15 protein-coding genes are annotated in these 18,607 nt (G+C 33.8%); 6 read left to right on the top strand and 9 right to left on the bottom strand.

The features are described from left to right. Positions 1-102 precede the first annotated feature (102 nt). The 6 genes from ACPWTF_RS04060 to ACPWTF_RS04035 form a co-directional block, all read right to left on the bottom strand. Complete coding sequence (locus ACPWTF_RS04060; RefSeq protein ID WP_427874529.1) at positions 103-831, bottom strand: TIGR00730 family Rossman fold protein; 729 nt, start codon at positions 829-831, stop codon at positions 103-105. Positions 832-1,246: 415 nt separating this feature from the next. Beyond that, positions 1,247-4,078, bottom strand: coding sequence for an excinuclease ABC subunit UvrA (gene uvrA, locus ACPWTF_RS04055; protein WP_250836676.1), 2,832 nt, complete (start codon positions 4,076-4,078; stop codon positions 1,247-1,249). A 100-nt stretch (positions 4,079-4,178) separates the two neighbouring features. Further along, entirely contained in the window at positions 4,179-5,132 is a 954-nt protein-coding gene (locus tag ACPWTF_RS04050) for a Fic family protein (RefSeq protein ID WP_427874527.1), read from the bottom strand. Positions 5,133-5,195: 63 nt separating this feature from the next. Next, positions 5,196-6,980: a chloride channel protein gene (locus ACPWTF_RS04045; RefSeq protein WP_427874526.1), complete on the bottom strand. Its 1,785-nt coding sequence runs from the start codon at positions 6,978-6,980 to the stop codon at positions 5,196-5,198. 74 nt (positions 6,981-7,054) lie between these two features. Further along, a complete protein-coding gene (gene ggt, locus ACPWTF_RS04040; RefSeq protein WP_427874525.1) occupies positions 7,055-8,743 on the bottom strand; it encodes a gamma-glutamyltransferase in 1,689 nt (562 codons plus the stop codon). A gap of 21 nt (positions 8,744-8,764) precedes the next feature. After that, complete coding sequence (locus tag ACPWTF_RS04035) at positions 8,765-9,349, bottom strand: ACP phosphodiesterase (RefSeq protein ID WP_095931591.1); 585 nt, start codon at positions 9,347-9,349, stop codon at positions 8,765-8,767. 206 nt (positions 9,350-9,555) lie between these two features. Here ACPWTF_RS04035 and glmM point away from each other — a divergent pair, with 206 nt between their 5' ends. Continuing rightward, on the top strand, positions 9,556-10,944 hold the full coding sequence (glmM, locus tag ACPWTF_RS04030; protein WP_427874524.1) for a phosphoglucosamine mutase: 1,389 nt from the start codon (positions 9,556-9,558) through the stop codon (positions 10,942-10,944). A gap of 378 nt (positions 10,945-11,322) precedes the next feature. On the opposite strand, the gene ACPWTF_RS04025 is transcribed toward glmM, so the two are convergent. Continuing rightward, the gene (locus ACPWTF_RS04025; RefSeq protein WP_427874523.1) at positions 11,323-12,195 is read right to left on the bottom strand and encodes a lysophospholipid acyltransferase family protein; all 873 of its coding nucleotides are present in this window, start codon (positions 12,193-12,195) and stop codon (positions 11,323-11,325) included. 119 nt (positions 12,196-12,314) lie between these two features. On the opposite strand from ACPWTF_RS04025, the gene ACPWTF_RS04020 reads away from it, so the two are divergent. The 4 genes from ACPWTF_RS04020 to ACPWTF_RS04005 all read left to right on the top strand — a co-directional run bounded on the left by ACPWTF_RS04020 (position 12,315) and on the right by ACPWTF_RS04005 (position 14,839). Continuing rightward, positions 12,315-12,953, top strand: coding sequence for a rhomboid family intramembrane serine protease (locus tag ACPWTF_RS04020; protein WP_427874522.1), 639 nt, complete (start codon positions 12,315-12,317; stop codon positions 12,951-12,953). Positions 12,954-13,004: 51 nt separating this feature from the next. Continuing rightward, positions 13,005-13,697 (top strand): SIMPL domain-containing protein, encoded by a 693-nt coding sequence (locus ACPWTF_RS04015; protein WP_427874521.1) that lies wholly within the window; start codon positions 13,005-13,007, stop codon positions 13,695-13,697. 106 nt (positions 13,698-13,803) lie between these two features. Next, positions 13,804-14,373 carry a Crp/Fnr family transcriptional regulator gene (locus tag ACPWTF_RS04010; RefSeq protein WP_427874520.1) on the top strand — a complete coding sequence of 190 codons (570 nt, stop codon included), beginning with the start codon at positions 13,804-13,806 and terminating at the stop codon, positions 14,371-14,373. Between the two features lie 76 nt (positions 14,374-14,449). Beyond that, positions 14,450-14,839, top strand: a complete 390-nt coding sequence (locus tag ACPWTF_RS04005) for a RidA family protein (RefSeq protein WP_427874519.1) — start codon at positions 14,450-14,452, stop codon at positions 14,837-14,839. A 65-nt stretch (positions 14,840-14,904) separates the two neighbouring features. On the opposite strand, the gene ACPWTF_RS04000 is transcribed toward ACPWTF_RS04005, so the two are convergent. Beyond that, positions 14,905-16,275 carry a sensor histidine kinase gene (locus tag ACPWTF_RS04000; RefSeq protein ID WP_427874517.1) on the bottom strand — a complete coding sequence of 457 codons (1,371 nt, stop codon included), beginning with the start codon at positions 16,273-16,275 and terminating at the stop codon, positions 14,905-14,907. A 402-nt stretch (positions 16,276-16,677) separates the two neighbouring features. Here ACPWTF_RS04000 and ACPWTF_RS03995 point away from each other — a divergent pair, with 402 nt between their 5' ends. Further along, positions 16,678-17,655 (top strand): YheT family hydrolase, encoded by a 978-nt coding sequence (locus ACPWTF_RS03995; protein ID WP_427874516.1) that lies wholly within the window; start codon positions 16,678-16,680, stop codon positions 17,653-17,655. 9 nt (positions 17,656-17,664) lie between these two features. On the opposite strand, the gene ACPWTF_RS03990 is transcribed toward ACPWTF_RS03995, so the two are convergent. Beyond that, positions 17,665-18,432, bottom strand: a complete 768-nt coding sequence (locus ACPWTF_RS03990) for a DUF2490 domain-containing protein (protein ID WP_427874514.1) — start codon at positions 18,430-18,432, stop codon at positions 17,665-17,667. Positions 18,433-18,607 lie beyond the last annotated feature (175 nt).

Here is an 18,607-nt window from a genome sequence, read left to right as displayed (position 1 = left end):
TGTTTAAAAAAACAGCTTTCAATTTTTATGATATTTACGTAATTTAATGATAAATAGTATGATGTTCACAGCAAAATTTAATCTCACACATGAAAATTAAATTTAGAAATTCGGACTTAAATCGTACTTTTTGTAGAATTTATCCAATGCTTCTACAACTTCGTCTTCAGTGTCTACAATTTTAAATAAATTCAAATCTTCTGGGCTTACAGTATGCATTTTTTCAACCAAAACAGTTTTAACCCATTCGATTAAGCCAGACCAGAATTCAACTCCAACCAAAATAATCGGGAATTTTCCAATTTTCTTAGTCTGAATCAAAGTGATAGCTTCAAACATTTCGTCTAAAGTTCCAAAACCACCTGGCATCACCACAAAACCTTGCGAATATTTTACGAACATTACCTTTCTCACAAAGAAATAGTCGAAATTCAGGTTTTTGTCATGATCAATATACGGATTAAAATGCTGCTCAAACGGAAGTTCGATATTTAAACCAACCGAAATTCCTCCGCCCAAATGCGCGCCTTTATTTCCAGCCTCCATAATTCCATGACCACCTCCTGTAATCACACCATAACCTGCTTTACTGATTTTATAAGCAATTTTTTCAGCCAATTGATAGTATTTATCCTCTGGTTTTGTTCTTGCCAATCCAAAAATAGAAACACAAAGGCCAATACGCCCCATTGCCTCGTAACCATTTACAAACTCAGACATAATCTTAAAAATTGCCCAGCTGTCATTGGTTTTAATTTCATTCCACGTTCTTTGTTTCAAACGATCCTGAATTACTTTATCTTCATCATTATCAAAATCTTCTAATCTCATTTTAGGTATTTTAATTTATTATTTTATTTATGTTTTTGTCCCTGTAATTGTCATCCTAAGCATATTCGGAGTTAGGAGCTATTTCCTGCTGTCCGCTATATTTTTTGTGCCGAACCCCGGCACAAAAGGATGTCGCTCCCATCAGGGCTAGGGCAGTTGGTTTCAAATAAACATTTGGTTTAATTGAAACATATTTTCTTTAAAAAGCTTGAGTTTTTCAGAAAAAGCGGACACTAAATTAACGCTTTTTTCTAGAATTGTTATAAAAAACAGGAATTATAATCCAAAAGTAATGTTGCGATAATAATCAAATTTAGGTTTTTGATTCATTATCAGGTGTATAGTGTGTATAAAAGCAGGAAGTTTTTTGGACTTAAATCTTTGTCAAAGTTTTAAACTTTGACAAAGATTACTCTTACTCCAATTCTTTTTTCAAAAACTTAGCCGTATAGCTCTTTTTATTCTGAGCCACTTCTTCTGGAGTTCCTTTGGCAACCAATTGTCCGCCGCCTTTTCCACCTTCAGGGCCAATATCGATAATATAATCGGCAAGTTTGATTACGTCCATATTATGTTCGATCACCAGAATAGTATTTCCTTTATCAACCAATTTATTGATTACTTCCATCAAAACACGAATGTCTTCAAAGTGTAAACCTGTTGTTGGTTCGTCTAGAATATAAAATGTATTTCCAGTATCTTTTTTAGATAATTCTCCCGCTAATTTAATTCGCTGCGCTTCACCACCCGAAAGCGTTGTGCTTTGTTGCCCAAGTGTAATATAACCTAAACCAACATCTTGAATGGTTTTAATTTTTCTGTAAATTTTCGGAATATTTTCAAAAAATGGAACCGCTTCATCAACCGTCATATCCAAAACATCCGAAATAGATTTTCCTTTGTATCTAATTTCTAAAGTTTCTCTATTGAAACGTTTTCCCTGACACGTTTCGCATTCTACGTAAACGTCTGGTAAAAAGTTCATTTCGATTGTTCTTACACCAGAACCTTCGCAGGTTTCGCAACGTCCACCTTTTACGTTAAAACTAAAACGTCCCGCTTTGTAACCACGAATCATACTTTCAGAAGTCATTGTAAACAGATTTCTGATTTCAGTGAAAACCTCTGTATAAGTCGCCGGATTCGAACGTGGCGTTCTTCCAATCGGACTTTGGTCAATATCAATTACTTTATCAATATGTTCCAGGCCTTCAATCTTTTTGTAAGGTTGCGGTTTTTTTACGCCATTAAAATAATACGCATTTAAAATCGGATACAGCGTTTCATTAATCAAAGTCGATTTACCGCTTCCTGAAACTCCTGTAACGCACGTTAATTGCCCTAATGGAATTTCAATCGAAACGTTTTTAAGATTGTTTCCTGTTGCACCGGTTAGTTTCAAGAATTTGCCATTGCCTTTTCTTCTTTTCTTCGGAATCTCAAATTTCATTTTACCATTCAAATATTGAGCGGTAATAGTGTCCGAAGCTAAAGTTTCTTTTGGAGTTCCAATACTGATGATTTCTCCTCCATATTTACCAGCTTTTGGTCCAATATCAATTACATAATCAGCCGTTTCAATCATGTCCTTGTCATGTTCAACCACAATAACCGAGTTTCCGATATCGCGTAATTGTTCCAAAGAATGAATCAATTTCTCGTTATCTCTTTGGTGTAAACCAATACTTGGCTCGTCCAAAATATAAAGAACTCCAACCAGCTGAGAACCAATTTGTGTTGCCAAACGAATACGTTGTGCTTCACCACCAGAAAGCGATTTTGAACTTCGGCTTAAAGCCAAATAATTCAAACCAACATTCATTAAAAAGTTCAAACGGTCTTTAATTTCTTTTACCACTTCAGAAGCGATTAAAAGCTGTTTATCTGTCAAATGGCTATTTAAATCTTGAAACCAAGCTGTTAAATCTGAAATATCCATATCACATAATTCGGTGATATTTTTTTCGTTTACCCTAAAAAATAAAGCTTCTTTTTTAAGACGTGAACCGTCGCAAACAGGACAGTTAATTTCGTCCATAAAATCTTTTGCCCAACGTTTTATGCTGGTTGTAGCGCTTTCGTCATATTGATTTTTGATGAAATTAGAAATTCCTTCAAAATCAATTTTATATTCTCTCGTTACGCCAAGATCTTTAGAATTGATAGAAAATTTATCTTTTCCACCATACAAAATCATTTGCATTGCTTCTTCAGGAATTTTCTCAATTGCATCGGTAATTTTAAATCCGAATTTTTCTCCAATGGTTTCCAATTGTTTGAAAATCCAAGACGATTTGTATTCGCCAAGCGGAGCAAAACCACCCGCTTTTATAGATAATTTCGGATTTGGAATAATCTTTTTAACATTGATTTCGTGTACCGTTCCCAATCCGTTGCAATGCGGACAAGCTCCTTTTGGAGAGTTGAACGAAAATAAATTTGGTTCTGGATTCTGATACGATATTCCTGTTGAAGGACACATTAAATTTCTACTGAAATAACGTACTTCATTAGAATCTTGATCTAAAATCATCAAGACATCTTCACCGTGATGCATTGCGGTATTGATGCTTTCAGATAATCTTTTTTGTGTATCTGGATTATCTTCAATCACCATTCTGTCTACAACAATCTCGATATCGTGTGTTTTGTAGCGATCCAATTTCATTCCTGCAACAAGATCTTGAACTTCTCCGTTTACACGAACTTTCAAGAATCCTTGTTTAGTTATTTGTTGGAATAATTCCGCATAATGACCTTTTCTGGCTTTAATAACCGGAGCAAGAATATTGATGCGTTTTCCATTATAATCCTGAATAATCAGATCTTTAATCTGCTCATCAGAATACGAAACCATTTTTTCGCCAGTGTTGTAGCTGTAGGCATCTGCGCCACGCGCGTATAACAGCCTTAAGAAATCGTAAATTTCAGTAATAGTCCCAACTGTAGAACGCGGACTTTTACTAGTTGTTTTTTGTTCAATCGCGATTACAGGCGAAAGTCCGTCGATTTTATCAACGTCTGGACGCTCTAGTCCGCCAAGAAATTGCCTCGCGTAGGCAGAAAACGTTTCTACGTAACGACGCTGTCCTTCGGCATAAATCGTATCAAAAGCCAAAGAAGATTTTCCCGAACCTGATAAACCAGTAATTACAACCAGTTTTTCACGTGGAATAGATATATCGATATTTTTTAGATTATGAACTCTTGCACCAAGAACTTCAATAGTATTGTCTTTATCTAACATAATTTTGAGCAAAACGCAAAGTTACCACTTTGATTTGTTCTTTTAGTGCTCGATAGCAAAACTTTATGTTACAATTAGTAACAAAAAACGCTAGTATAAACTAGCGCTTTCTTTTTCTGGTTGCCATATAGTTTTCTATGGCTTCTTTTGTGGTGTACCAATTTCGGCCTTCTTTATAAGCGTCAATTTTTCCCGTTCTGGCCAATAAACTGACATATTCTTGTCCATAAGGTGTATCAGGTTCACTAACTATGTTTTGAATCGATTGATAATCATAAGGACTTCCAGGCATTGCACCTAGATAAATATTGAGTGTTCTTTCTAGGGCTTGGCACATTAAAAGGGTTAGTTTCTGATAATTGCCATTATTTGCCTGATTGAGTGCTTCGTAATATTTTTTTCTATCATTTTTAAGAATAATAGCCGGCGGAAAACCACATCGCATCAATAATAAATTCATGCTTAAACGAACCGTGCGCCCATTTCCATCAAAAAAAGGATGAATCCAGACAAGTTTATGATGATAGATGGTGGCGAGTTCTATATCGTTTAAACCTAAAGGATTTGTATTGATAAACTCGATTAATTCATCTAAATAATCGGAGACTTTATTGGCATTTGGAGGCATAAAATTGGCTCCAGAAATACGAACTCCTCCGTTACGAATTCTACCAGCAAAATCTTCTTCGATAGAACGCATAACCAAACCATGGATAGAGAGAATATCTATACTCCTTAGCTTATAATTTTCATCTACAATAGAGTAGAGGTAATCAATAGCTTTGTCATGATTATGGGTTTCAAAATGTTCTCGTAGCGATTTGCCTTTTATGGTAATTCCTTCTTGAATTACCATTTGGGTTTCTCTCAAACTAAGTGTATTCCCTTCGATACTGTTTGAATTGTAAGTCCATTCTAAAGAAAGGCTTTCTCGTATTTTATTCAAAGCAATAGTAGGCAATGGTCTGCTGTTTTGCAGTTCCTGCCTTTTTTGGTACAATCGATCAAACGTTGATTGAAATTCTTCTCTGTATGTTAGGTCAATATTAAACATAATCCTACAAAGATACTTCTTATTATCGGATAATAAAAATTTTTAACGTATCCGATATTAAGGCTATTCAATTGTCATAGAACGAAGTTTTGTTCTATATGCTTCAAGTGCTATCGATTTTGAAATGAATCCGTGATATTTTCCGTCTCTTAGAACAGGAAGAAAAGCAGATTTTGAGGTTTCAAATTTGCGCATTACAATTTCCATGCTGTCAAGTGTAGAAATTGTAGCAGTTGGTGCTTTCATTACATCTCTAATGAAAGTATATTTTACACGGTAAGAGTTAAATATAATTTCGCGAATATCATTAAAATGAACCACTCCGACTAAATCTTTATCATTGTTTACAACCGCAAAAACAACTTGATTAGAGTGTGAAATCAAGTCTACTAATTTACTTAGGTTTTCATCTGGATGAACGGTTAGGTAATCACACTGAATGATCGTATCAATTTCTAAAGTGGATAGAATATTAGAATCTTTATTACTCGTAAAAGCATGTCCTTTTTTAGCTAATCCTTTTACGTCAAGTGAATATTTTTCGTAACGCTTAGAAATAGCAAAACTGATTGAAGAAACAATCATAAGCGGAATCATTAATCCGTAACCTCCTGTAATTTCTGCGATTAAGAAAATTGCAGTAAGAGGGGCATGAAATAAACCGCTCAAAATTCCGGCCATTCCAACCATTGTAAAATTACTGATAGGAAGTTTAGATAAGCCAATCATCGTAACCAATTTAGAAAAGAAATAGCCCAAATAAGATCCTAAAAATAGAGAGGGAGCAAAGTTACCTCCATTACCACCGCTGCCAATGGTTAATCCAGAAGCAAAAACTTTAACCATTGCTGTTGCTCCAACAAATAAAAGTAAAACCCATGGATTATTTCTAAAATCGGCAAACAAAGTATTATCCAATAAAAGACCAGGATCTGCATCAGATAATGTTTTAATGCTTTCGTAACCTTCACCAAATAATGTTGGAAAAATAAAAATTAATAATGCCAATAACGATGAACCAATTAAAGCTTTTTTATATGGATTAATTTGCTGTTTCGCAAAATAATGCTCTACTTTTTGGAAATTTCTAGAGTAATAAATAGCAACCAATCCAGTAAGAACGCCTAAAAGAACGTAAAATGGAATATTATGATAATCGAATGTTTCTTGTTTTTTGAAGCTTAATAAAATGCTCTCGTCCAAAACAATTGCAGAAACCAAAGCGCCTGTTGCGGCAGAAATCATAATAGGGGTAAAGGCAGAAATACTAACATCTACCAATAAGACTTCAATAGCAAAAAGGACTCCAGCAATTGGTGCATTAAATGCGGCAGCAATTCCGGCTGCAACGCCACAGCCAATTAACAACGTTCTGTCTTTGTATTGTAACTTATAGTTTTGGGCAAAATTAGAACCAAAAGCGGCTCCTGTAATCACAATCGGACTCTCTAAACCAGCAGAACCTCCTAAACCAACCGTTAACGAACTGGTCACAATCTGGGCGTACATTTGTTTTTTCGGAATAATACTTGCTTTTTTGGCAACCGCATAAAGTATTTGTGAAGTTCCTTTCTGAATACTTCCGTTAAGAACTTTATTTACAACAAAAACCGTTAGTGTAATACCAATAATAGGCAAAATACTATTGATGAAACTCAATTTTAAAATCCCGTTGATGTAAGTTGCAAAAGAAAAAACGCTGTGGGCGAATGTTTTAAGGACAATTACCGCAAATGCACACGATATTCCAGTTAAAACACTAGATAAAAACAGAAATTGTTTTGGTGTCATTAAAGATTGAGCCAAAGCAATTATACTTTCAAGTCGTCTGAAATATTTTTTTATCATTATGTTTTAAAAATTATCGATCTTACAAAATTAGATTTTAATCTTGTTTAAAAAAAATAAAATCAAAAATCACTCTAAAAACCAACAGCTGTGTCGTCTCCTCTAAAATCTGCTCCTCCTTCTAATCTATTATCAGGTAAAACTAAAATGGCATCTACTTTTCCGATAATTGGAGTTGGCTTTTCGTTGATAATGTAACTCTTAGCTTTTAACTGATCTATAGTTTTTGTTTCAAAAGTATTAGGTTCGAAAGTGATTAAATCGGGTAGCCATTGATGATGAAAACGTGGAGCATTTACTGCTTCCTGCATGCTTAATTTGTATTCGTAAACATTTAAAATCGTTTGTAAAACAGAAGTAATAATGGTTGAACCGCCTGGAGTTCCCACAACCATAAAAAGCTTTCCGTCTTTTTCTACAATTGTTGGTGTCATAGAGCTTAACATACGTTTTTGCGGTGCAATGCTGTTGGCTTCATTTCCTACCAAACCAAACATATTTGGAGATCCAGGTTTAGCACTAAAATCATCCATTTCATTATTCAAAAAGAAACCTAATTCGTCACAGTAATATTTAGAACCATAACCATCATTTAAAGTGGTTGTAGCTGCAATTGCGTTTCCAAATTGGTCTACAATAGAATAATGTGTGGTTTCTGTGCTTTCGGCATAATTTACTTTTCCTTCCTTAATTTCGGTAGACAAAGTTGCTTTTTCAGGATTAAAACTTGCCATTCTTTCGCGCAGATAGTTTGCGTCTAACAATTCTTTCATCGGAATTTTTACAAAATCAGGATCGCCCAAAAAGTAACTTCTGTCTGCATAGGCTCTTCTTTCGGCTTCAACAATTACCTGAATGGCATCTGGAGAATTATGTCCCATTTTTGCTAAATCGTAAGGCTCAAGCATTTTTAAGATTTGTGCCAGACAAATTCCGCCACTGCTTGGAGGAGACATCGAAATGATTTTTAAATCTTTATAAGTAAACTGAAGCGGCTTTCTCCATTTTGCCTCATATTTGGCTAAATCTTGCATCGTGATAATACCACCTTTTTTCTGAAGATAATCGACTAAGATTTTTGCCGTTTCGCCTTTGTAGAATTCATTTCTTCCTTTTTTCTGAATTCTCTTTAAAGTTTTGGCTAACGCTAAGTACTTGATCGTATCATTTTCTTTAAAATTGCCTGATACTAGTGAATTTTCGCCGTTAATTTTTACAATGCTTTCATGATAATCTTTTATACTTTTTTCCTGTTTTTTCGTTACAATAACACCTCTTTCTGCCAAAGCAATAACAGGCTCCAGAATTTTAGAGATTGGCATTGTTCCGTATTTTTTATGTACAGCAAAAACACCTGCAATAGTCCCAGGAATGCCAATAGCAAGTGCCGTTTGCGTGCTTTTTCCTTTTATAACATTTCCTTCGCTATCCAAAAACATATCTTTTGTGGCTGCAAGTGGTGCTTTTTCTCTATAATCCAAAGAACCCACTTCACCATTTGCTTTTCTGTAAACCATAAATCCGCCACCGCCTATATTTCCTGCAAACGGAAAAGCAACCGCAAGAGCCAATTCGGTTCCGACCATCGCATCAAAAGCATTTCCTCCTTTTTTCATAATGTCGGCACCAATTTTTGAAGCTTCTTCGCGAGCAGAAACTACCATTGCTTTTGTAACAACCAATCCTGTTGGTTTTGAAAAAGCTTCTTGTGCGTTGCTGCTATTTAAATATAAAAGGGCGATTAAAAGTGTAATTTTTTTCATGTGCAATAAAATTAAATTGGGCTAAAGAGAAAGCAGTTTTTCTTTGGCTTTTACTCTCATTTCTTCAAAGAAAAGGGTAAATTCTTCTTCAAATTCATCATAAAACTCAATAAGTTCTTCAACAGCAAACTGCATTTGAGAAATGTTTTTCGACCTTCTGTCCATTTGCGTCAAAATATGCTGAATTCCTTCTGTTGTACGATAACTTACCAACCAGTTTCTTTCGATCATGTACGGCATTAAACCTTGTGTTTTTTCGGTTAAAATCTCATAATTATCATGCAAAGAATGATAAAACCGTTTTACGAAAAGTTCCAATTCCTCATCCGAATATTTTGTCCAGTTTTTGGCCAAAAAATGATCATAAACTATATCGACAATTACGCCTGCATAATGATGGTATCTGTCATGAAGACGTTTGGTGCTGGTTCTAAAAATATCGTGAGAATCGGTATAGGTATCTATGAATCGGTGCAGTAAAATTCCTTTTTGCACATCTTCAGGAAAATGTTCAAATTGTTTCCCGCGAATTCCGTCAGCCATAAAATTCCCTATTTTAATCAGATCATTTTCTCCAGAAAGGTATATGTGGGCTAAGAAATTCATTTTTTTGAAAGTTGCCAAGAACCTTAGAGTCTAAGATTCTGAGTTATTTTAGTAAATGTATAAAAACTTTTTTAAATCATTTTGTTATAAAAATAACGAGAAATAAGTAGTTTCTTATAGATTAAATTTAAATTCTTAGAGACTTAGCGCCTTAGTAACTCGGTAACTTTTTTATATTTGTAAAAAAATAACCCTAACTCACAAAAATGACTCTAATAAAATCTATTTCTGGAATCCGTGGAACGATCGGAGGAAAAGTGGAAGACAATCTAACTCCTGTTGATGCAGTGAAATTTGCCTCGGCGTACGGAACTTTCTTAAAAAACAATATTGCTAAAGATAAATTGACTGTGGTAATTGGCCGTGATGCGAGAATTTCTGGACCAATGATTCATAATTTAGTAGTGAATACTTTAATTGGTTTAGGAATCGATGTTATCGATCTTGGACTTTCTACAACGCCAACTGTTGAAGTGGCTGTTCCTTTGGAAAAAGCTGACGGAGGAATTATCCTAACGGCATCTCACAATCCAAAACAATGGAATGCTTTAAAATTATTAAATGCAAAAGGAGAATTTTTAAGTGGCGCTGACGGTGCAAAAATTCTTGAAATTGCTGAAGCTGAAGCTTTCGACTTTTCTGATGTAGATAGTTTAGGTGAAATTATTTCTAATGATGCGTATATGGATATTCATATCGATGAAGTTTTAAACTTGCCATTGGTTGATATCGAAGCGGTTAAAGAAGCTAAATTTAAAGTGGTTGTTGATGGTGTAAATTCATCTGGAGGAATCATTATTCCGAAATTGCTAAAATTAATGGGCGTTGAAGTTGTAGAATTATACTGCGAACCAAACGGACATTTCCCTCATAACCCAGAACCATTAAAAGAACATTTAACTGATATTTCTGAGCTTGTTGTAAAAGAAAAAGCTGATTTTGGTATCGTAGTAGATCCAGATGTTGATCGTTTGGCTTTTATTAGCGAAGACGGAGAAATGTTTGGAGAAGAATATACGTTGGTGGCTTGTGCAGATTATGTTTTGAGTAAAACTCCAGGAAATACAGTTTCTAATATGTCATCTTCTCGTGCTTTAAGAGATGTTACGAAAGCCCACGGCGGAAGCTACGAAGCAAGTGCAGTAGGAGAGGTGAATGTAGTAGAGTTAATGAAGAAAAATAACGCCATAATTGGTGGTGAAGGTAATGGTGGAATCATCTATCCTGAATTGCACTACGGACGTGATAGTCTGGTAGGAGTTGCTTTGTTTTTAACGCATTTAGCAAACAAAAAAATGCCAGTTTCTGCCTTGAGAGCTTCTTATCCAGAATACTACATGAGTAAAAATAAAATCGAATTGACCCCACAAATAGATGTTGATGCGATTCTGTCTCAAATGACAGAGAAATACAAAAATGAAGATATCTCGACAATTGACGGTGTAAAAATTGATTTTGCGACAGAATGGGTTCATTTAAGAAAATCAAACACAGAGCCAATTATTCGTATTTATACTGAAGCGCCTTCTCAAGATGCTGCAGATCAATTAGCACTTCGAATTATTGATGAAATTAAAGTAATTGCTGGAATCTAAGATTTTAGTTTTTTAAATAACTAAGCCTCTTTGGAAATATCTAAAGAGGCTTTTTGATAAAAAAAACATTCCGTTAGGAATGTCTCGTAGGTAGAAAAAAAATGGTGATGTTTGAATTTGTGTCCTGTAAGGACACCTGATTTTATGGGATTGAATTCAATTTCCCAATTAATCAGACGTTCCTACGGAACGATACCCTCTGTGTATAATTTGGTTCTACCGACGAGACATTCCTAACGGAATGAATTTGTATGGAATTATAATAACATTTGCAATCTCTTTCTACCGATGAGATGTTCCTAACGGAATGAATTTTAATAAAAAGTCAGAAAAACAACATTTGATTTTCTGACTTTTCAGTAAATTATTTTTGAAATATTATTCAATACGGTGTTTCCATCTTTTGTGCGTCCACAAATAAAATTCTGGCGCTTCTAGAATTTGTTTTTCTACTTCTTTTAAATACATTTCTGTGATTTTAAAGTTTTCAAAATCTTTAGGATTATCAGCAATAGGAATAAATGTAGCTTCATAATAGCCTCTTCTAGCTTTTTTAACTTCCACAAATAGAACTGCTAAATCATATTTTTTTGCCAATGTTTCAGCGCCCGTATGAACAGGAACTTCAACTCCCATAAATTTCATCGAATGAAAAATCCTTTCCATTTTTGGCGATTGGTCGCTTGCTAAGCCATAAAGGCTTAAAACTCCATTGCGCTGGTTTTGAGCCATTGTCGGAATTGCTTTTCTGGTTTCGATCATTTCTGTATTATATTTAGAACGAATTTTTCGAACCAATTTATCAAAATAAGGGTTGGCTAATCTTTTGTAAACAGCAACGCCCTGAAATCCAAGTTTCGGATTAATAGTCAAAAGCCATTCATAGCTTGCATAATGTGAAGCCACTAGAATTACACTTTTTCCTTTTTTGGCATAATCACGAACCAGATCAATATTAGTGACATGAAATCTTCGTTCCATTTCTTCAGGAGACATGCTCATGGTTTTAATCATTTCTAAAAACATATCGCACATATGCTTGTAGAATTTCTTTTCTATAACTTTTCTCTCTGCATCGCTTAAATGAGGTAAAGTAAGGGCAAGATTTTCGCGAACTACTTTTTTGCGATATCCAATAACTCTATAAACCAAAAAACAGACAAAATCTGAAAATAGGTAAAATATAGGAAAAGGAAGTATAGAGATAAGCCAAAGTAATGGGTAGGCTAAAATATAGACAAGAAACTGCATGTAATTTTTTTTGGCAAAGATAAATTAAAAATGATTATCGACTGCTATTTTGCATTCTTGCTAACTTATCTTTAAGAATGATTATATTTACAAATCAAAATTCACAATACTTATTACTTATGAATATTATTTTAATAGCGATTATCATTGCGAACGTTGTTATTAGTTACAAAGGTTTTAACGATCTTTATTTTTTTAGAAAATACGAATTTCATGTCGGAAGCATTCGTTCAGGAGAACAGATTAGAATGTTGTCTTCTGGCTTTTTGCATGTAGACATGATGCATTTGATTTTTAATATGCTGACTTTGTATTTCTTTGCTCCTGTAGTTTTAAACTGGCTCGGTAACTTTTCTTTTATCTTAGTTTATTTTGGGAGTTTAATTTTTGGAAGTCTTCTTACCATGCTATTTCACAAGAATGATTATAGTTATCGTGCAGTTGGTGCTTCTGGCGCTGTAACGGGAGTTTTATATTCCGCAATATTATTGCAACCTGACATGATGCTCGGAATATTTTTTGTGATTCCGATGCCGGCTTATATTTTTGGAATATTATATTTATTATACTCGATTTACGGAATGAAAGCCAAAAATGACAATATTGGCCACACAGCACACTTTGGAGGTGCTATTGGAGGTTATCTGATTACTTTGATCAAAATGCCATCACTTCTTACAGATCATACCCTAATGGTTATTCTTCTTGCAATTCCGATTTTGATACTTTTTGGAATGGCAAAATTGGGAAAACTGTAAGCTTGGCACAACTTTTGAAATGCTCTTATCAAACATTAAAATTTAACAAAAATGAAAAAACTAGTATTATTTTTAACAATCATGTTTATGACTATGTCTTACGGCCAAGAAATCAAACAAGTACCACTAATTAATGTTAATGGAGAAGGAAAAGTAAAAGTAGCACCTGATCAGGTTTGTATTTCAGCTTCGGTTGAAACAAAAGGGAATAATGCTAAAGACGTTAAAAAACAAAATGACGAAAAGATGGACGCTGTTTTAAAATTCATCAAAAAAATGAATATCCCAACAGCAGATTTCAAAACAAAACAAGTAGCTCTTAATCCGCAGTACGATTATGAGAAAAAGAAAACTTCTTATAATGCTACACAAACAGTAGAAATCGTAGTGAAAGATTTAGCTAAATACGATGAGTTAATGGAAGGTTTGGTTCAGCAAGGAATTAATAGAATAGATAAAGTTTCTTTTGAAACCTCTAAATTAGCACAATACGAGTCTGAAGCTAGAAAATTAGCAATGAAAGATGCTAAAACAAAAGCGGAAGAATATGTTTCTGTTTTAGGACAAAAAGTGGGTAAAGCTTTTACCATTTCAGACAATTCTCAAATCTATCGTCCACAGCCAATGTATGCTGCAGCTATGAGAATGAAAGAAGCAGACTCAATGGGTGCTTCAAACGAAACTCTTGCAGTTGGTGAAATCGAAATTACAGCAAATGTTAGCGTAAGTTTTGTATTAGACTAAACGTTTATAAAATACCAATATTTAAAAATCCAAATTCCAATTTAAACTGGAATTTGGATTTTTTTGTTTTAAGTCACTATTCATATCTTTATATCAAAACAATTTTATGAATAATCCTGAGCAATTATTAAAAACTCATATTGAAAAAGTAGTTCCTCTGTCAGACGAAGAAGCATCTTTTATAATTTCTCATTTTGCTGTGCAGAATTTTCAAAAAGGCGATCTTATTATTGAAGAAGGAAATGATGTAAAAGATGTTTATTTTATAATTTCAGGACTTGTAAAATTGGTTTATGAAGATCAGGATGCTAAGAAACATATTGTTTCATTTGCCATGGAAGATTGGTGGGAAACAGATTTTCAGGCTTTTTATACACAAAGTAAAGCTACACTTTCATTAGAATGTATAGAAGATACAATTGCTTATAGTCTCTCTTTGCAAAACTTCGAAAAACTTTGTTCGGATTTGCAGAAAATGGAGCGTTTTTTTCTTCGCAAATCTATTGCTGGTCACATTGGTTCACAAACTAGGATTTTGTCTTTTCTAACGTCAAATGCACGGGAGCGATACGAACAGTTACTACTTAGAAATCCGTCGTTGCTACAGCGTGTTCCTAAAAGTTATTTAGCATCTTTTTTAGGAGTTTCCCGCGAGACATTGAGCCGTCTTTTTTAAAATAGTGATATTTGTCACACCTAAGAAAAGAAAGGCTTGCTGATTTTTGCATCTGTTAATTTTAAAAATTTAAAAGATGGAAAAACAAATAATTAATCCGTGGAAATGGCAGGATGCCAGAAATTATGTTCAGGCAGTAGAGGTAAGCGATGCAAAAGGGACATTGTACGTTTCGGGACAAACTGCTATTGATGATGACGGAATTTCGAGCAATGCAGATATGAGAAGTCAGTTGCTGCTAACAATAGAAAATCTGGAGAAGGTAATTCTTAACGCCAATTATGAATTGAAGAATATTGTAAGGCTTAACATTTATACAACAGATAGTGTTGCTTTATTTGAAAATTTTGATGTGATGCAAAACTGGATTCAAAGCAACGAAATCAGGCAATCTAGTACAGTTTTGGAAGTGAAAAGTCTTTTTGAAACTTTAAAAGTAGAGTTGGAAGCTACTGTAGTTAAATAATATTTTAAAGATTTGAATTCCAGATTCCAGATTAAATTTGGAATCTGGAATTTCAGTATTAGAATTTAAACAACCTTTATAGGAAGTGTAAACTGAAATGTACTTCCTTTTCCTTGTTCACTTTCTACCCAAATTGTTCCTTGATGAATGCTTACAAACTCTTTGCAAAGCAATAATCCGAGTCCGCTGCCGAGTTCGTTTTCTGTTCCTTTTTGTAGAACCTTTCCGTTAATTTTAAATAGTTTTTCTTTTATGTAGTCTGGAACACCGATTCCGTTATCTGTAATAGAAATTTCTACTTTTTGATTTGTTTGGACTAGTTTGACTTTAATCTCACCGTTCTTGTCTGTAAATTTAATCGCATTGCTTAGCAAGTTTCGTAAGATGGTGCTAATCATATTTTTATCAACTTCTGCTTCGACAAGGTAAGCCGATTCAAACGTGATGTTGATGTTTTTATTTAAAGCTACATTTCGGCTTAGTTCTATATTCTCCTCAATCAAGGCATTTAAAAGCACATTTTTAGGATTAAAGGCAATCATTCCAGTTTGTACTCGAGACCAATCCAGAAGGTTCTCTAGTAATTTGTAAATGTTCTTGTTTGAATCGTGCAGGAGCTCTGAAATTTCTTTAATTTCTTCTCGACTGTATTGTTCAATATTCTCCAATAAAATTTCAGAAAGAGAAACAGAAGAGCCTAAAGGGCCTCTTAAATCGTGAGAAATAATAGAAAAGAATTGGTTCTTGTCGTTTAAAAGCTTTTTAATTTTATGATCCTGCTTTTCTTTTACCAAAAGCAAAAAGCCTACGATGCCAATTAAAGTCAATAAAAATAGGCAAATGCTGTACAAGCTATCGAAGGTGTCATTGGAAATAATAAGATCTTGAGGATATAGATATCTGTGAACAATTCGTATTACAATTAGAATTTCAAATGATATGTAACACATAACATAAAAAGTCTTAAAAAAGCTTTTTTCCTTTTCTGTAAAATAAGTTATAGTTGGCAATAAATAAATAAAAAATATGCCAATACCGCCAATTATGACGCGAGTATTCATAGATGCGTCAAAAATTGTAGCAATATTAAAGAATACTATTGATGCTGCGGTAATTGCTATTTGAAACCGATAATGCTTTTTTGCATGAGTTTTAATAAGTGATAGCATAGCCATCGTCTCAAAGCAGCAAGCTCCAAGAATCATAGAATTGGCAATGTTAATAGACGCAAAATCAGGAATAATATTTCGCAAAAGCGCCAATACCCAAGCAAGTGTAAGTATTAATTTGCCTAAGCCAAACCATTTTAAAGTTTTTCGGTTATCGCTAGTGGCATATGAAAATGAAAAACTAAAAATAAGAATGCAGGTAAACAGATTGCCCCAAAAGTAAAGTAGAAATATTGTTTTTGGATCTACCGGTAAGAGTTCAAACATTAGAGGGATTTTGTTTTTAAAAATCGATTTAACAAATATACAAATAAAGTAAACATTCAAGCGAGAGATGACAGGACAAGCGCAGTGTTCTAGCACATTTAACAATTTATTTTCCTTCTAATGTGCTACAACATTAAACTGTTTTTAAAAATTAACAGCAGTTTATTTTTAAATTAATTTGTGGTATTTTGAAAAAACAAACATACGATGTAAAATCTTATACTTTAAAAATAGACAATAGTTTTTACAGTTTTATGTTATAGATTTAAAAATAACTTTTTTTCGATTTTTTTGTATATGTTTTTTTAGGGAATTACTAAAAAGATAAAATAGAAAGAACGAATTAATTTACATATTGAATGATTTCTTAGCTTTGTATTAATTACCACAAAATTCTTTGTTATGCCACTAATTGAACAATCAGAATATAATTACCCTTCTATTATTCATCGCAACAGGCATGTTTCTACCATTTATGCTGCACTGATTAAGAAATTTGAAGTGCCTGAATATACAAGAGAAAAGCATGAATTAAATGACGGAGATTTTATCAATATCGATTATATTTTAAATGGCTCAAAAAAGGCCGTTATTTTATGCCACGGTTTAGAAGGTGATTCGCGTAGAACCTATAATAACAGCTGTGCAGCCTATTTTAAGCAGAAAGGTTTTTCGGTTTTTGCATGGAACAATCGTACTTGTGGCGGAGAAATGAATCGTCTTCCAAGGCTGTATCATCACGGTGCAGTTGATGATTTGGACGAAGTGGTTCAGTTTGCTTTGAAAAAAGGATTTGAAGATATTTATCTGATAGGATATTCAATGGGAGGCGTTCAACTTTTAAATTATTTGGGATGGACAAAAATAGATGAACGTATAAAAGCTGCTGTCTCAATTTCGGTGCCAACCCATATTGCCACAAGTGCAGAGGTGCTTAAGCAAGGTTTTAACAGAGTTTATTTGAAGAATTTTACCATTGATATTAAAAAGAAATTGAAATACAAAGCGGCTCAATTTCCTGATTTTATCAACCGTGATCAAATAGATAATATCTCTACTTTTGATGAAGTAGACCAATATTTTACGGCACCACTTCATGGTTTTGCAAGCCGTGATGATTATTATGAACGTGTTTCTCCAGAGTTTTCTCTAAAAAATATTACAACTCCAGTTTTAATTATTAATTCGCTAGACGATCCTTTTCTGGGCGAAAGATGTTACCCAAGAACTATTGCCAAAGAAAGTGCATTTGTTTATCTGGAAACCCCGAAATATGGAGGGCATTGTGCTTTTCCGCTTCGCGATTCTGAGTATTCTTATGCAGAGAAAAGAGCTTTTGAGTTTTTTGAATCTTTCAGATTTAACAGTACTTTAATTTAAAAAATAAATTTACTCATCGCCCGAATTCTCAATCTCAGAAGGCGTTTTTTTCCTGATGCTGTTACTCAAATAAAAAAACAATCTTATGGTGTGATTCATGTCATATTGATAGCCAGAGTATTTTTGCTGGTATACATTCATATAGCCAAAATCGTAACTCCATTTCGGATTAATGCTCTTTCTGATTCCTATAAAAAAGCGGTTTTGATCAAAAGTATTGTAAACGACTTCTTCTCCAAAATGCAGTAAAATCTCATCTGAGAGAACCATTTGAGGCCATGATTTCTTATCTGAGATTCTAAAAGTAAAACTCATCAGATAACGAATTCTATTGGTAAAACGCCAATCGCCGCTAGGTCTATCATTGACCATTTTTTCCTGCCAGCGCTGTTCATTCCGTAAGCGCTGCAAAATGCTTACATTTCCGAATTTTGTGTTTAACTGCGCCTGCTGATAAATTCTGTTTTCATCTGCAAAAGTACTCCATTCTGGATTTGACGGCGCAAGCCACATATGTGCATATCCCAGATTTAAGGAAATATTTGAATTTGGAATATAACTGATGCCTCCTCTTATAAAATAAAAACTTGGATCGGCGACAAAATCATTCCGCCTGATATGAAAATCACCAATCAGACCCCAATGTTCTGCAAATTTGGTAACCGTATTGATGGAAACCCAAGTCTGAAGCTGCTGGTTGATTTCTTTTTTTTGAGTTTGCCCTAATATACTTAATGGAAGTAATAAAATCAGGATTCTGATAAAATTGGTTTTCATATAAATACGATAGAAATTAGTTAAAGGGTAAATTTCTTTTGAATAAGTCTAAGGCAATTATGGAAACAATTATTATAAGTAAAGGTATTCTTTTTTCATGAAGATTTATAGGATAAGTTTTAAGTTTAATTTGTTTTATATCAGGTGTTTATGCTTTTTTTTTGGGGTTCAAGGT

It is taken from the genome of Flavobacterium sp. MMS24-S5 (assembly GCF_050320125.1).
Taxonomy (GTDB): domain Bacteria; phylum Bacteroidota; class Bacteroidia; order Flavobacteriales; family Flavobacteriaceae; genus Flavobacterium; species Flavobacterium tyrosinilyticum.
This window is presented reverse-complemented; position numbering and strand designations above follow the sequence as displayed.